The 15,298-nt window shown below is 50.0% G+C and carries 12 protein-coding genes; 6 read left to right on the top strand and 6 right to left on the bottom strand.

Annotated elements, in window-relative coordinates:
- From ACOJTG_RS13675 to ACOJTG_RS13665, 3 genes are all read right to left on the bottom strand, one after another.
- Nucleotides 1-868: aminotransferase class V-fold PLP-dependent enzyme (locus ACOJTG_RS13675; RefSeq protein ID WP_420154331.1), on the bottom strand; the 868-nt coding region annotated here is incomplete at its 3' end.
- 95 nt (nucleotides 869-963) lie between these two features.
- Nucleotides 964-2,868 carry a phosphoglycerate dehydrogenase gene (gene serA / locus ACOJTG_RS13670; protein WP_420154330.1) on the bottom strand — a complete coding sequence of 635 codons (1,905 nt, stop codon included), beginning with the start codon at nucleotides 2,866-2,868 and terminating at the stop codon, nucleotides 964-966.
- Nucleotides 2,869-2,958: 90 nt separating this feature from the next.
- A complete protein-coding gene (locus ACOJTG_RS13665) occupies nucleotides 2,959-3,939 on the bottom strand; it encodes a YheT family hydrolase (protein WP_420154329.1) in 981 nt (326 codons plus the stop codon).
- Between the two features lie 116 nt (nucleotides 3,940-4,055).
- Here ACOJTG_RS13665 and ACOJTG_RS13660 point away from each other — a divergent pair, with 116 nt between their 5' ends.
- Nucleotides 4,056-4,640: a DUF6992 family protein gene (locus tag ACOJTG_RS13660; RefSeq protein ID WP_420154328.1), complete on the top strand. Its 585-nt coding sequence runs from the start codon at nucleotides 4,056-4,058 to the stop codon at nucleotides 4,638-4,640.
- 329 nt (nucleotides 4,641-4,969) lie between these two features.
- Nucleotides 4,970-5,578 (top strand): trimeric intracellular cation channel family protein, encoded by a 609-nt coding sequence (locus tag ACOJTG_RS13655; protein WP_420154327.1) that lies wholly within the window; start codon nucleotides 4,970-4,972, stop codon nucleotides 5,576-5,578.
- A 133-nt stretch (nucleotides 5,579-5,711) separates the two neighbouring features.
- Here ACOJTG_RS13655 and ACOJTG_RS13650 read toward each other — a convergent pair whose 3' ends face one another.
- The 3 genes from ACOJTG_RS13650 to ACOJTG_RS13640 form a co-directional block, all read right to left on the bottom strand.
- Entirely contained in the window at nucleotides 5,712-7,049 is a 1,338-nt protein-coding gene (locus ACOJTG_RS13650) for a sensor histidine kinase (RefSeq protein ID WP_104712612.1), read from the bottom strand.
- Between the two features lie 15 nt (nucleotides 7,050-7,064).
- Nucleotides 7,065-8,063 (bottom strand): phosphotransferase enzyme family protein, encoded by a 999-nt coding sequence (locus tag ACOJTG_RS13645; protein WP_420154326.1) that lies wholly within the window; start codon nucleotides 8,061-8,063, stop codon nucleotides 7,065-7,067.
- An 88-nt stretch (nucleotides 8,064-8,151) separates the two neighbouring features.
- On the bottom strand, nucleotides 8,152-9,546 hold the full coding sequence (locus tag ACOJTG_RS13640) for a sigma-54-dependent transcriptional regulator (RefSeq protein WP_420154325.1): 1,395 nt from the start codon (nucleotides 9,544-9,546) through the stop codon (nucleotides 8,152-8,154).
- Between the two features lie 472 nt (nucleotides 9,547-10,018).
- Between ACOJTG_RS13640 and ACOJTG_RS13635 the strand changes: the two genes are divergently transcribed.
- From ACOJTG_RS13635 to ACOJTG_RS13620, 4 genes are all read left to right on the top strand, one after another.
- Complete coding sequence (locus tag ACOJTG_RS13635; protein WP_420154324.1) at nucleotides 10,019-10,555, top strand: RNA polymerase sigma factor; 537 nt, start codon at nucleotides 10,019-10,021, stop codon at nucleotides 10,553-10,555.
- A gap of 106 nt (nucleotides 10,556-10,661) precedes the next feature.
- Entirely contained in the window at nucleotides 10,662-11,921 is a 1,260-nt protein-coding gene (locus tag ACOJTG_RS13630; RefSeq protein WP_102202146.1) for an efflux RND transporter periplasmic adaptor subunit, read from the top strand.
- 114 nt (nucleotides 11,922-12,035) lie between these two features.
- Complete coding sequence (locus ACOJTG_RS13625; protein ID WP_094813994.1) at nucleotides 12,036-12,725, top strand: ABC transporter ATP-binding protein; 690 nt, start codon at nucleotides 12,036-12,038, stop codon at nucleotides 12,723-12,725.
- 172 nt (nucleotides 12,726-12,897) lie between these two features.
- Nucleotides 12,898-15,270: an ABC transporter permease gene (locus ACOJTG_RS13620; RefSeq protein WP_420154323.1), complete on the top strand. Its 2,373-nt coding sequence runs from the start codon at nucleotides 12,898-12,900 to the stop codon at nucleotides 15,268-15,270.
- The last annotated feature ends 28 nt before the right edge of the window (nucleotides 15,271-15,298 follow it).

Raw genomic sequence — 15,298 nt, 5'->3', positions numbered from 1 at the left:
TAGCATCCGTCTCTTTCCGAATCGCTTCTACGCCGATGCGATTCATGTCTTCGGCGACTTTACCCAACAAATAAATATTCCAGACGTTGGGCGTCTCGGGCGTTTCGAAGTTTTTGTAATTTTTCCAGAGACTGGGCAAGCTATGGTACGACCCAATGCTGAGGTCTTTCTCGCGTAACTGCTCGGCTTTAGCAAGGCATTTTTCACTGGCGATCCAGACGCCCAGTCCGGCTGGCAGACCAAAGGATTTCTGAACGGAGAAAAAGGCCGAATCTACTTCTTCGAAATCCAGGGAATGATACGGAGCCGAGGAAACCATGTCCACGCAGAACAGCTTCGAGCGGTAACTACGCTTGAGTTTGTTAATATCTACGCCCCTCATCTGTACGCCCGTCGAGGTTTCGTTGGCCGTCAGACATACCAGTTCTACGTAATCCGGAATTTTCACTTTTCCGTTACTCTCCTCGCCTTTCGCCGCGGTACCGTCGGTTACTTTCACGAAATCTTCGTAGTCGAAGCCCTGTCCCAGCGGCTTTTCGAAACGGTGCGTAAACTTTTTCAAATCATTGGCCGTATCGTAAAATTTCTGCGAAAAAGAGCCATTGATGCAGTGAAAGCTTTCGAACTCCACGCAGTTCTGGATCATCCGCTCCCAGATTTCCGTGGCCGACCCGGTAAACAGGATGGCATGCGTAGCGGGAATATTCAGTAAGGTCCGGAGTTGCTCGTCGGTATGCTGGTAGATTTTCCGGAAAGCGGCTGAACGGTGGGAAATAGATCCAATGTGTTCGTCCAGAGCCGTTTTGATGTGCTGACTGACGGTCGGATACAACTCCGCCGGACCGGGGGTAAAATAGACTTGAGCCATGAATAATGGAAATAAGGACCGTACGAATGAAAGACCAACGTTCGCTTCTCACCTCGGAAAAGCGAACGTTGACCCGTACTCAACACTGGTACGTTTTAGTATAACATCCGAAACTTGATCGTCTCTTCGATTTCTTTCAGTTCCTGTACGATTTCCTTCGAGTAATTTTTCGCTACGTCGGTGATCACGTAACCAATTTTCTCGGACGTTTTCAGGTACTGACCCACAATGTTGACACCGTACTTGGCAAAGATGCCGTTTACTTTCGACAGTACGCCGGGCACGTTTTGGTGAATGTGCAGGAGTCGGTGAGCATCGTGCAGCGGCGGCAGGGTTACTTCAGGGAAGTTCACCACGCCGTAGGTACTACCCGTGTTGACGTAGCTGAGCAGTTTGTTGGGTACGAACTCGCCGATGCTGGCCTGAGCCTCTTCCGTACTACCGCCAATGTGCGGCGTCAGGATGACGTTGGGCAGGCCGCGTAATTCGCTTTCGAACACCTCGTCGTTGGTTTTGGGTTCCTGCGGGAATACGTCCACGGCAGCTCCGCGAATCTTGCCTGACTTGATGGCGTTGGCCAGTGCTTTCACATCCACGACGTGCCCGCGGGAAAGGTTCAGGAATACGACGCCGTCTTTCATCTGGCTAAATTCCTTCTCACCGATGAGCATGGCGTTCGTTTTGCGACCATCCACGTGCAGGGTTACGACGTCCGACTGGCTCAGCAGTTCTTCCAGTGTATGGCACTGCCGGGCGTTGGAAAGCGGAAGTTTTTCCACGAGATCGTAGAACAGTACTTCCATACCTAGGGCCTCGGCTACCACGGAAAGCTGGATACCAATGTTTCCGTAGCCAATCATACCGATTTTCTTGCCGCGTACTTCGTTGGAATTGTTGGCCGACTTGTCCCAGACGCCGTTGTGTAGCTTGACGGATTTCTCGTAAATGCCCCGCATCAGCAGGATCATTTCACCGACCGCCATTTCAACCACCGACCGCGTATTGGAGTACGGAGCGTTGAATACGGCCACGCCGCGTTCTTCCGCCGTTGCCAGATCAATCTGGTTGGTACCGATGCAGAACGCTCCGATGACCATCAAACGCGGAGCATTTTCCAGCACGCGTTTGGTAACCATCGTTTTAGAACGAATCCCGAGGATACTAACGTCCTTGATTTTTTCGATCAGTTCGTCTTCATCCAGTGCCCCTTTCAGGAGTTCTACCTGGAATCCCTCACGGCTGAACATTTCCACCGCCCGGGCGTGTACGTTTTCAAGCAGCAATACTTTCAGCTTGCTTTTAGGGTACGACTGACTGCGGCTTAAGTTATTGAGATACAGAAACTCATCCAGGGACGTCACGATGTGATCAGCCTTTTCGATGACTTTCTGACGTTCGATGTTTTCGGTAAAGGCAAAGAATTTATTCGCCAGTCCCGATTCGCGTAATTCGTAATCCGTATAGCCGTCACCGATGACGTACACGTCACCGGGTAGGCTCAGTTGTTGCAACAGACGCACTTTACCCCCGTTTTTGGAAAGGACGTTGGTGTCGTCGTAACCGATGATGGTACCAGCCTCGTCGAAGCGGAAGGTATTGGCAAAGACGTGATCTTCGCGAACGCCCATTTCCGTAACGATGGGTTCGATAAATTCCCGGAAACCGCTCGATACGATGTAGATCTGGTCGCGGTATTCACTGATAAAATCCTTGTTTCGGGTAAACGAATCCGAGACTTTTCCCCGCAGAAAATCCACGAGTAGCTCGACGTGTTCGCGGCTGGCACTCAGCAGTTCGATCCGCATCTGCAGAGCCTGTTCGAACGAAAGTTCGCCCGCCATACCCCGATCGGTAAGTTCTTTAATTTTTCCCACGACCTCGTCGCGGTTCTTCTGCCCGGCCAGGCTAATGGCCGCCAGCTCATCGAGTCCTTCAACTTTCGTGAACGTTGAATCGAAATCAATCACGAAGTAGGTTTGTTCCAGGGTTTTTGTCAACATAATCAAATGGACCGCTGCTTACACGGATGATTAATCAATTTTGCAGTCCCTACCTAAGGGTGTTGCATCCTGCAATAACTCTGTATTAGATTAGTACGCTTTTAATAAATACCTTAAGGCCAAGTCCTCCGACCACAAAATACCTTGATAGCCGGCCTGATAAAATCCACAATGCCCCCCCTGCGGCGGAGCCTGAAACCAGACCTGTTTTAACGTTTTTATGCGTGCATACGGGTAGCAATCTCTGGAGAGAAAGGGATCGTTCTGGGCGTTAACGATCCGGGTAGGCAGCCGGATTTGATCCAGGAAGTATAACGAAGAATTGGCTTCGTAGTACTCTTCTGCGTCTTTGTACCCGTGTAGTTGTGAAGTGTAAAAATTATCGAAATCGCGAATGGTACGTACTTTGTCCACGTGACTGGCATCGACCAGTTCGGGAAGCAGGGCGGCTTTCTGCCGGATTTTATCCTTCAGCGACCGATTGAAACGGTCGGTATACACCCAGGCCTGCCAGCGTTCGAGGTACGCACTTCCGCTCGACAAATGCAAAGGTACGGAGAAGACCAGTGCTTTGCGGAGTTCCGGGTACGCATTTTGTCCCAATTCGCCCAAATATTTAAGTGTCAGGTTACCACCCAGGCTAAAACCCATCAGATATACGTCTTGATAGCCTTTGGTTAATGCATAGCGAACAACGGTATCCAAATCATCCGTGGCTCCGCTGTGGTAAAAACGCGGCAGGCGGTTCATTTCGCCCGAGCAGCCCCGGAAATTCCAGGCCAGGCAGTCGAAGCCATTCGCACTGAGGTGCTTGACCATGCCTCGGATGTACTGGCTGGAGGAATTACCTTCCAGTCCGTGACTGAGAATGACCAATGGTGTCTGATCGGAAGCGGGCTGAAGCGTGAATTTCCAGTCTAAATCCAGGAAGTCGTCGTCGGGAGTAGTGATGCGTTCGCGTTCGTACACGACCCCAGTCACTTTGCGAAATAAAGCGGGGAAAATGCTTTGGGCATGTCCATCAGGCAGCCAAAACGGGGGACGGTAATCGGATTGTTCAAGTAATGGCATGGGGAACGCCGACCAATGTACTCCACAAAGGTAGCAGCTTATTCGGTTTCCGCGGTACGTAACCATCCTGGTACATCCTTTTCCTACTGAATTTATATACTACAAGCCCTTTTGCCTTGAAAAAACTCCTCTCCTTACTGGCCTTGTGCGTAGGTACGCAACGGCCATCGAAAGCTCAAACCGAAACCCTTCGCTCCTTTGATCAGCAACGGGTCGACCTCACCCAACGGGGTATGTACGTACTAGGTGGCTGGGCCGTGGGAAACTTGGTTTATAGTGCTACCCAGCTCGGCAAAAGCAGTGGCGAAGCCAAAGCCTTTCATCAAATGAACATGGGCTGGGCAGCCATTGATCTGGTCCTGGCGGGAGCCAGTCTGCTCAGTAATCGCAAACCGCTACCCGACCGCTCCGCAGATGAAGTATTGAAGCAGCAACGGAAATTCGAGAAAATATTTCTGATCAATACGGCTCTGGACGTGGTGTACGTGGGCGGAGGCGTGTATCTGAACCAACGCGGAGAACGTCAGGATAAAGCTCAGCTTCGCGGGTTCGGTAAGGCGGTGATCCTTCAGGGAGCTTTTCTGTTTTTGTTCGACGGTGTAATGTACGCTGCTCACCGAACGCATTACCGAAAGAACGATTCGCTCTGGAAAAATCTGGAACCGGCGGATGAAGGTGTGGGGGTAAAAGTGAAGTTTTAACCGGGGGATTGGGAATCCTTTGGTTGGAAAGGTTTTGTAACCCCACCACCTGGGGTTGCACCCCAGGCTAATGATCATTGAACCCCGTTAGGGTTCTTGGGTCGTTTTCGGAAATGAGGTTGATTTGAAAACTTTGGGGTAAACGAACTGCCCGTCAGCGGTTGAAGTCTATCCTAGGCTGTATTTCATCATCCAACTGCACTGATTCACCTCGCTCAAACCACTCAAACCTTACACCATTCAAACCTTCACACTACCCCAACCACTCCTTCCAACACAAACAGAAATACCTATTTTTGCGAAAATCCGGTCTAATCCGGTACGGGTGTATGCTAGAATATAGCTGGTTTATCGACTATGCGGGTACGGTTTCGTTCGCCGTTTCAGGTTCTTTTGCGGCAATGCAGCGTCGATTGGACCCGTTTGGCGTCTTGATCATTGCCTTCGTAACGGCCGTCGGTGGGGGTACCATTCGTGATATACTGCTGGGCAATACACCCGTTACCTGGATGCGAACCACGACTACGCCCCTGATCATTCTGGTGGCCGCTCTGATTTCGATGTTTCTGCGACGGGGAACCGAACGGCTTCAGAAACCCCTGTTACTTTTTGATTCGCTAGGACTTGGCTTTTTTACGCTGGTGGGTATTGAGCAGGCCAGTCGCTACGGCCTGCATCCAGGCATTTGCGTTGCTCTAGGAACGATTTCGGGGTGCTTCGGCGGTGTGATCCGGGATATTTTATTGAATGACATTCCCATCGTATTTCGGCAGGAGATCTACGCTACCGCCAGTATTCTGGGCGGCATCTTGTACTACTTATTTCTGGAATTTTCGCTTACCATTCCACTGGCTAAACTCCTGACCATCGGATTCATTTTTGTTTTTCGACTACTGGTTGTCAGGTACCGCTGGGCGTTACCGCGGTTTTATGAATAGGTTTTTTAGTTGTTGGTTGATCGTTGTTAGCAAGAGAATCTTGTCTGTATCAGCTTTCTAAACCAGCCACTTAGGTCTATTTTCGATCAGGGCTTTCCTACCAATAACGATCAACCAACAACCATCAACTACACTAAAACCGCAACGTAAACACCGTCCGTACCCCTGGCTCGGATTCTACCCGTAGCGTTCCCCGGTGTTGTAGCATGATTTGCCGGGACAGACTCAGACCGATTCCCGAGCCACCTTGTTTAGTAGAAAAGAAAGGTACAAAGATCTTATCCATGGCTTCGGGAATGATCCCTTTCCCCGTATCCGCTATCTGAATGGTTACCCGCTGCGTTTTGTCATTTTCGCCAATCAGTTCCAGACGAGCGTTGGGCACGCCATCCATCGCCTGAATACCGTTTTTAACGAGATTAATCAACACAAATTCCACCAGTTGCGGATCGGCCGTTACTTCCAGCGTTTCTGGTTCGACGCGTAGGACCAGTTCAACGTTTTTATCGGCTAGTTCGCTTTTGTACAAACTTGCCACGTTCTGCAAAATCGTACCGACCGATACCACCTTGAAGTCGGGCTTAGGCAAGCGGGAAAAGCGGCGATACGCATCGATCAACTGCATCAGGCTTTCGCTGCGTCGTTCCATCACCGCCAGCGAATCCATTAAATCATCATACGTTTCCTCGGTCAGTCGCTGATCGTTCTCCCACTCCGACTGCAATAACCCTTTCAGCGAGCCCGACAGCGAGTGAATGGGCGTAATGGAATTAACAATCTCGTGCGTTAGTACCCGCGTCAGGTTTCGCCAAGCGTCAAATTCCTGATTTTGTAGTTCCGACTGAATGTCTTTCAGCGATACCAATTTGAGTTTCTGATCTTTCCGGATGAACTCCGTTACGGCGTAGGCCAGCGTTCGTTCTTCGCCCGTCAGCGTCAATCGTAACAGGCCCGTGTCGCCCGAAGAAGAGGTTTCGAGAGCTTCCACCAGAGCTGGCGAAGTACTATTCAAGTCCTTCAGATTTCGAATAACGACCAGATTTAACAGCCGTTTAGCCGCCGTATTAACCGTTTCGATGTGCCCGTCTTTTCCAAACACCAGCAAACCGACGCTCAGATGCTGAACGATCGTTTCCAGGTAACGGACGAGTTCTTCTTTTTCTGATCGGTTTTTACGGTAGGAATCGATTACTTCCTGAACCAGAAAGTCGTATTCGGGCGAGCCACCCAGATACCGCGTCGTATAATTTCGGGTAAAATCGGCATAGCGGATGGCTTCGAACAGATCCATCACCCGCCGATTGGCCTTTTTCAGGTACGAAACCAGATCAAAACTTAAATACCCCAGCAGCAGTACCAGCACGCCCTTGGTTACAATCAAACGGGTATTGAACCAGAGGTACGCCAGCAGCATACTTACCAGTACAATGATCACTACCCGGAAATAAATCTGAAACGTAAAATTCCTCATGGGGTGCGGCTAGCATTAGAATGTACTGTACATGTTCATGTACTGTTGAATCAGTTTGATCCGGTCGTGTATGTACCTGGGGCCAAAAAAGGTATTCGACCAATCCTCAAAATTTTCGCACTGAAATCCCAGATAGAAAAGCCAGAAGGCGAAACCCAAGTACGGGATGGCCTGTAACTCCTGTTCTGAAAAAGCTTTCTTTTCCCGGTACGCGTTGACAAAGACCCCAAACTGCCGATCGGCTTCTTCCCTAGTGATTTTTTTTAAGAACGTATGAAGGAAAAAGTGGATTTGAAACGACATCAGGTCATTGGCCAGAAAGCCTTTTCCGGCAAAGTCGTAATCAAAGACCGTAAGCGTATTCTGCTCGTCAAAATGAAAGTTCTTGGGTAGGTAATCGTAATGGCAGTAGCCCGTACTGAATCCTGCTGTATCGAAACGCTCCAGCTCGTCTTTTACCCGTCGAGCGGTTTCTTTCAGATAGGCATACCCTTCCGAAAAATGCTCAAAAAAGGGTTTAATTACTTCCAGGGGACGATTCAGCGTCGTTTCCAAATCGTAGGGCTTACGTGGATGACGCAATTCTAGCTGACTGGTGATTGTATGGTTGAACGCCATTTCATGCCCTATGATTCGTAACTGCTCGTCGGAGAAATCATAGACATTTTCACCGTTTGCGTAGGTAAATAGTACACCGTTTCGAATGCCTTCGGCGGCCTGAAACGACTGAATGACTTGCCCCTTTAGATCCGTTATCGGATAGGAAACGTGGGCTCCTCCCGTCCGTAACTGATTCAGCAATTCTACCTCACCCTGAATTTCCGGTAAGGACCGGTGGGCATCCCGGTAGATTTTGAAAATGGCTTTCCCCTCGGCATGTTCCACCCGATAGGTATCGCTGACGCCGCGTAACAGAAGCGAACAACGAACGTCCGAAAACCCGTACGCCTCAGCAAAGTAGGTTCCTAAGGCACGCGACGACAAGGTAGAGTATTGAGTGGGGAACAGAGTCATTAAAGTTAATTTTCGCTAGGATGGATACGAAGACGCGGAGGTTTACAAAGGTCTTTCTTTAGGGTATGGAATCGTGTACTGAAAGGAATTAAAGTCCGTATTTCTCCAGCCGCCGATACAGTGAAGCCCGCGTCAGTCCGAGTTCCGTCGCTGCTTTGGAAATATTGCCGCTGTGTTTGTTGAGTACTTTCCGAATGATGGCTTTTTCCAGCTCGTCCAGATTGAACTGATCGAGGGAAATCGTTTCGCCATTCGTCGGTTTTTCGGGTACCTTTTGAGCGTTGGAAATAAAGAGATCTTCGGGTTGCAGCATATCCTTTTCGCACATGATGACGGCCCGCTCAATGGCGTGTTGCAGCTCGCGAACGTTACCCGGCCAGCCGTACTTGGTCATGCGTTGGATCGCCGCCGGACTTACGTCTTTAATCCGTTTACGGTACTTCTGGGTGTACACCCGCAGGTAGTGATGAGCCAACAGTTCAATGTCTTCGGGGCGTTCGCGAAGGGCCGGAATCCGGAGTTCAATGGTGTTGATCCGGTACAGTAAATCCTGCCGAAATTCGCCTTTGCTCACCATTTCGGACAGGGGCATATTGGTCGCACAGATGAGTCGAATGTCGATGGATTTAGGGCGATTGGAACCTACCCGCGTGACCTGCCGGCCTTGCAGGACGGTTAGCAATTTGGCCTGCATGGGCAAAGGAATGTTTCCAATTTCATCCAGGAAAATAGTCCCTCCGTCGGCGGCTTCGAAGCGTCCGGCCCGGTCTTCGCGGGCGTCCGTGAAGGCTCCTTTGACGTGTCCAAAGAGTTCACTTTCGAACAGATGCTCGCTGATGGCTCCCAGATCCACGCTGATAAAGGCCTGCCGCGAACGATTGGAGTTTTGGTGCAGGGAACGGGCAATCAGCTCTTTCCCTGTACCATTTTCTCCCAAAATCAGTACGTTGGCGTCCGTAGCGGCCACTTTCTGAATGGTACCGAAGACCTCCCGCATGGCTGAACTTACCCCAACCATTTCACCAAACCGGGCCTGCTGATCGCGGGCAATGATGGCATTTTGCGACTTGAGTTTTTCGACTTCCAGTTTCGACTTCCGCAGAGAAAGGGCGGACAATAACGTCGCGAGCAATTTCTCGTTACTCCAGGGCTTCAGGATAAAATCCGTTGCCCCGGACTTTACGGCCCGCACGGCCATTTCTACGTCGCCGTACGCCGTAATAAGCAGCACAATCGCCGCCGGATCGATTTGCAGAATTTTGTCCAGCCAGAAAAACCCCTCCGTTCCCGAGGTAACGTCCTGCGTGAAATTCATGTCCAGCATAATCACATCATAGCCTTCCTGACGCAATAGATTGGGCAGATTTTCGGGATTTTTTTCAGTATCAACGCGGGTAAAATGTTGTTTCAAAAGCAGACGAGCTGCTTTTAGAAGGTCTTCGTTATCATCGACGACCAGGATTCGAGCGGGGGTTAATGGCATTCTATACTTTTAGTTTGCAGTTGTCGGTTTTCAGCAGTCCCCGCATTGCATACGGGGCTATTCACATTGAACCCCTCTGGGGTTCGACCTATCTATAGGCTTCTTCAGAAACTCGGTATAGCTATCGGAATCTATACTCTTCAGCCTCAGGTGAAAAGTGGAAAGCCATATCCATAGGACTAATCGAGCCCCGCCTTGCCTACGTGCTAGTTCGACTAATCTATCCTGTCTTCTCTTAAAATCATACCATTTCGGGAAATCACGGGAAAGCTAGTAAAAACTGTCCGAATCCGTACAGTAGCTGTACGCAGGCGTACACTATTTTCGCAAAAAAAGCCATTTCCAGCTAACTGAGGGCATTTTTAAAAGTTTGGCACACCTTTGGCATTAGAGAGGTCAAGGGTTTAGTAAGCGTAACCGGCGAACGACCCTAAACAGCCGTTCGCCGGTCTTTTTTAATTCAACTATCGAAATGGAAACTCTTTGCAAAACTGATCGTACCGCCTTAGTAGAAGCCTGCCGACAAGGGGACCGCTCGGCTCAGTACGAACTGTATCGCCTGTATTCCAAATCGATGTACAACGTTTGCTACCGGATTCTGAACCATACTGCCGAAGCCGAAGACGTGTTACAAGATGCCTTTGTGAAGTTTTTCCAACGCATCCACGAATTTCGGCAAGAAAGTACGGTGGGAGCTTATCTGAAGCAGATTGTTGTCAATGAAGCCCTCAATCGCCTGCGTCAGCGTCGAGTACAGTTGGTGGAAATCGAAGAAAATTTCGACATGCCTTTTGAAGCCGCCGCTGAACCCGACGAATGGGAAGTATCACATGTACGGGCTGCGATGATGAAGTTACCCGATGGTTTCCGTACGGTCCTTACGCTGCATTTGCTGGAAGAGTACAGCCATGATGAAATTGCCGAAATGTTACAAATCTCCGCCTCCACGTCCCGCACCCAGTTCATGCGGGCCAAGAATAAACTGAGAGAGATGTTAAGCCAATATTGAGTTTTTAGTTTACCGTTTTCAGTTTCCAATTAATTAGCTTCCTGCTTAACTGAAAACGGCAAACCGACAACCGCAAACTGTATAACCAATTAACCATTTTTTCCCCGTGGATAAGAAAATTGAAAGAAAATTCTGGAACCGTAAACGTGTCTTTTTTTTAACGGGCGGTTTGCTCCTGGTGTCGCTCACGTTGTGGGCACTGGTATTCCGGGATAAGCGTACACAACTACGGGTCGAGACGGAAAAGCTGACCGTATCGAGTGTTTCGCAGGGTGCTTTTAACGAATTTATTCCCGTCAACGGTACGGTTATCCCCATCCAGAGTGTACAGCTGGACGCCGTAGAAGGCGGTTCGATTGAGAAAATCTTCAAGCAATCGGGTGATATGGTGAAGGCGGGCGACGTGATTCTGCAACTCTCCAATACAGAATTGAAACTAAACGTACTGACGCGGGAAACGGCTCTGTACGATCAGTTGAACAACGCCCGTACCTCCCGTCTGCAATTGCAACAGAATACGCTGGCCCTTCAGAATACGCTGGCTGAGATCGATTACCAGGTAAAAATCAAGGAGCAGCAACTGAATCGGAACGACCGGGCTTCCAAGTACCTTTCGGAAAAAGAAATGCAGGATGTTCGGGAGGAAGTGTCCTATCAGAAACGCCGTCGCAACGTCACCCAGCGTTCCTACATGCAGGATTCACTAATTCGGATTCAGCAAAATTCGCAGCTCTCACAATCCGAAAAACGGATTTGGGAAAGCATTCAGAACGTAGGCCAAATGCTGGATAACCTGCTGGTAAAGGCTCCCATCTCCGGTCAGCTTTCAACCGCTACGGACTTGCAGATCGGTCAGCTGATTACAAAAGGTACCAAGATCGGTCAGGTCGATATTCTGGATAAATTCAAAGTGCGGGTGCCCATCGACGAACTGTACCTGCCCCGCATTGTGAAAGGCTTGGAAGGTTACGCGGATCTGGATGGAAAAGAATATAAACTTGTGGTTGACAAAGTTTTCCCCACGGTTACTAACGGTCGTTTTGAAGTCGATATGCTTTTTGCTCAGACGGCTCCTACGGATATTCGTCGCGGTCAAACCTTACGCATTCGTCTGGAACTGGGTAAACCCGAACAAGCAGTACTGCTTCCCACGGGTGGTTTCTACCAGCAAACGGGCGGTAACTGGGTATTCGTGGTGGAAGCGGGTGGACAACGGGCTGTACGCCGTAACATCCAGTTGGGCCGCAAGAATCCGACGTACTACGAAGTCCTGGATGGCCTGAAACCCGGCGAAAAAGTCATCACCTCGAGTTACGAGTTCTTCGGCGACAATGAAGTACTCAATCTCAATGAAAAGCAACCGTAACGTTTATCAACCACCGATTTCACGGAGTTACTTCGTGAAATCGGTGCCCAACTTTGAGTCACTCTGTGGTTAATCCTTTACCATTCATCTGAAGTTCAACACACACGTACAACCATGATCCAAATCAAAAACCTCCGAAAAGTTTACCGTACCGAAGAAATTGAAACAACGGCTCTCGATCATGTGAATGTGGAAATTGCCGACGGCGAATTTGTCGCGATCATGGGTCCGTCGGGTTGCGGAAAATCGACTTTACTCAATGTATTGGGTATGCTGGACAACCCTTCTACGGGCGAGTACAACTTCTGGGGCGAAGAAATTTCGAAGTACTCGGAACGCCAGCGGGCGAAGCTCCGTAAGGGAAACATCGGTTTCGTATTCCAGAGCTTTAACCTGATCGACGAACTGACCGTATACGAAAACGTTGAACTTCCCCTGCTGTACCTCGGCAAATCGGCTTCCGAACGCAAAGAGCTCGTTGAAACGGTACTGACCCGCATGAACATCATGCACCGGAAAGACCACTTCCCCCAGCAGCTTTCCGGCGGTCAGCAGCAACGGGTAGCCATCGCCCGGGCCGTAGTCGCTAAACCCAAGCTGATCCTCGCCGATGAGCCGACGGGTAACCTCGATTCGACCAACGGCGAAGAGGTCATGAAACTGCTTCAGCAACTCAACGAAGAAGGCACGACCATCATCATGGTAACGCACTCCCCTTACGATGCCAACTACAGCCACCGGATCATCAACCTCTTCGACGGCCACGTGGTGACGGAAAACGTGAATACGAAGTTTCATATCTGATGTTTTGAGTTTGGGGTTTAGGGTTTTGAGTGCGGAAACTTTCTTTGGAATGACTCTGCGGTCATTTTGCAGTATTCTGCACTTCAACCTTTTAAACCCAAAACACTAAACTCAAAACGGCAGCATCGGCTGCTCTAAGCCCACAACTCCAAACCTCCTTTCCCCTTCAGCTATGTTTTCCAACTACTTCAAAATTGCCTTTCGTAATCTCTGGAGAAACGGTGTTTTTTCGGTGATTAACATTGTTGGTCTGGCTCTGGGTGTGGCCTGTAGTTTGTTGATTGGGCTTTGGGTACAGGATGAGCTGGCGATGGATAACTACCACGCCAAAAGTCCGGTGCTGTACCGAATCATGCAAAGCCAGACGTTCAACGGCGAAACCAATGCTGGTCCGCATACTCCGGGTTTGCTCAGTTACGAGTTGAAGAAGAAGTTTCCGGAAGTGGTACATGCGTCGGGTTTCACCTGGGAGACTGATCTGAACTTCACGGTCGGCGATAAATTCAACAAGCAGAAAGCCCGCTGGGCCGGTGAAGACTGGTTCAAGATGTTTTCGATTCCCCTGTTAGCAGGTACGCCCGCCACGGCCTTGAAAGCTCCCGAGAGTATTGCCATTTCCCGGAAAATGGCTGATAATTACTTCGGCAGTCCACAAAACGCCATGGGCAAAACGGTTGAAGTGGCGGGCCGTGACATTCCGTATAAAGTCACGGCCGTTTTTGAAGATTTACCCACCCAGGCTTCCGAGAAGTACGATTTCCTGCTTACCTGGGAAGACTTCCGCAAGCGAAACAACTGGGTCGAACAATGGGGTAACAATGGTCCCCGTGTATACTTTGAGCTTCGCCCGGATGCGAATACGGCTAACGTAGAAAAACGGCTGAAGAAATTTTTGAATAACTATCGGAAAGAAGAGTATCCCAACACCCTGTTCATGCAGCCCCTCAGTGAATCGTATCTCTACAACGATTGGCGGGGCGGTACTCAAAACGGGGGTAGGATTGAGTACGTCCGTTTATTCAGCGTGGTCGCCGTTTTTATTCTGCTCATTGCCTGTATCAACTTTATGAATCTGGCTACGGCCCGTTCCGAACGCCGTAGCCGCGAGGTGGGCGTTCGGAAAGTAATGGGAGCCGTCCGGGAATCGCTGATTGGGCAGTTTCTGGCTGAATCGTTCCTGATTACCGCTCTGGCCGTACTGGTGGCTATTGGTCTGGTAGAACTGGTCATGCCTAACTTCAATGAACTCACTGAAAAACAACTCGTTCTGAGTTATACCCAACCGACCACGTATCTAATTTTGCTGGGCGTAACTCTACTAACGGGTCTCGTCGCGGGTAGCTATCCGGCGTTTTACCTGTCAGGCTTCAATCCGGCCCGTGTACTGAAAGGTCGCCTAAAGTTCTCCCGGGGTAGTAAACTGTTCCGTCAGGGACTCGTAGTTTTTCAATTTACGCTTTCCATTCTCCTCATTGTCGGTACCATCATCATCTATCGGCAGGTGAGTTTTATCCAGAATAAAAACCTTGGCTACGATCGCGAGAATTTGATTTACATTCCGATGGAAGGCGAGTTATCGACCAAATACCGGACCATCTATCAGCAACTCCTGCATATGCCGGGGATCCAGTCCATCAGTACCATCAATCAGGTGCCCGGTGAATTTGGCAGCAACACCACGGGCGTAAACTGGCCCGGAAAAGATCCGGAATCCCGTCCGCTGTTTGAGGCAACGGGTATTGGGTATGACGGCCTGAAAACACTGGGCATCAAGCTCTTGTCGGGTCGGGAATTTTCCGAAAAATACGCTACCGATTCCGCCGCGTTCCTGATCAATCGTGAAGCCGCTGCCTTGATGGGGTATAAAGATCCGGTGGGCAAACCGATTACGTTCTGGGACCGTCCGGGTACAATTATCGGGCTGGTGGATGAGTTTCATTTTCATTCACTCCACGAACAAATCAGACCCTTGATTCTGCGGCTGGATGCGGGCTGGTCAACCTCCTACTACGGAGCCATGATGGTCCGGACCCAACCGGGGCAAACCCAGCAGGCCATTGCCAGTCTGGAAAGCATCTGCAAACAGGCCAATCCCAAATTCCCCTTCACTTACCGTTTTGCTGACGTAGAATACGGCAAGCTGTACCGTTCCGAACAGGTCATGGGAACCCTGGCTAAAGTTTTCGCCGGGCTGGGCATCTTCATTTCCTGTCTGGGCTTACTGGGACTGGCCGCCTTTACCGCCGAACAGCGAACCAAAGAAATTGGCATTCGAAAAGTACTGGGAGCCAGCGTGTTCAGTGTTATCTCTCTACTTTCCAAAGACTTCGTCAAACTCGTAGGCATTGCCTTCCTGCTGGCCTCGCCGGTCGCCTGGTGGGCTCTGGGAGACTATCTTGATAAGTTCTATTACCACGTAAATCTCGACTGGTGGGTATTCGTGGGAGCGGGCATACTGGCCCTGCTCGTCGCTCTGCTCACGGTGAGTTCACAGGCTTTCCGGGCGGCTACTGTCAATCCGGTGAAGAGTCTGAAAAGTGAGTAATGGCTCGTTGTGGGTTGTTAGGTTGTTT

This window comes from Siphonobacter sp., assembly GCF_048595215.1.
Lineage (GTDB): Bacteria > Bacteroidota > Bacteroidia > Cytophagales > Spirosomataceae > Siphonobacter.
Note: the sequence above shows the minus strand (reverse complement) of the source record. Positions and strands in the feature narration are given on the sequence as shown.

What these genes read in the sequence shown, in the direction of transcription:
- serA (WP_420154330.1), bottom strand. Translation starts at nt 2,868, where the DNA reads ATGTTGACAAAAACCCTGGAACAAACCTACTTCGTGATTGATTTCGAT.
- ACOJTG_RS13665 (WP_420154329.1), bottom strand. Translation starts at nt 3,939, where the DNA reads ATGCCATTACTTGAACAATCCGATTACCGTCCCCCGTTTTGGCTGCCT.
- ACOJTG_RS13655 (WP_420154327.1), top strand. Translation starts at nt 4,970, where the DNA reads ATGCTAGAATATAGCTGGTTTATCGACTATGCGGGTACGGTTTCGTTC.
- ACOJTG_RS13650 (WP_104712612.1), bottom strand. Translation starts at nt 7,049, where the DNA reads ATGAGGAATTTTACGTTTCAGATTTATTTCCGGGTAGTGATCATTGTA.
- ACOJTG_RS13645 (WP_420154326.1), bottom strand. Translation starts at nt 8,063, where the DNA reads ATGACTCTGTTCCCCACTCAATACTCTACCTTGTCGTCGCGTGCCTTA.
- ACOJTG_RS13640 (WP_420154325.1), bottom strand. Translation starts at nt 9,546, where the DNA reads ATGCCATTAACCCCCGCTCGAATCCTGGTCGTCGATGATAACGAAGAC.
- ACOJTG_RS13635 (WP_420154324.1), top strand. Translation starts at nt 10,019, where the DNA reads ATGGAAACTCTTTGCAAAACTGATCGTACCGCCTTAGTAGAAGCCTGC.
- ACOJTG_RS13625 (WP_094813994.1), top strand. Translation starts at nt 12,036, where the DNA reads ATGATCCAAATCAAAAACCTCCGAAAAGTTTACCGTACCGAAGAAATT.
- ACOJTG_RS13620 (WP_420154323.1), top strand. Translation starts at nt 12,898, where the DNA reads ATGTTTTCCAACTACTTCAAAATTGCCTTTCGTAATCTCTGGAGAAAC.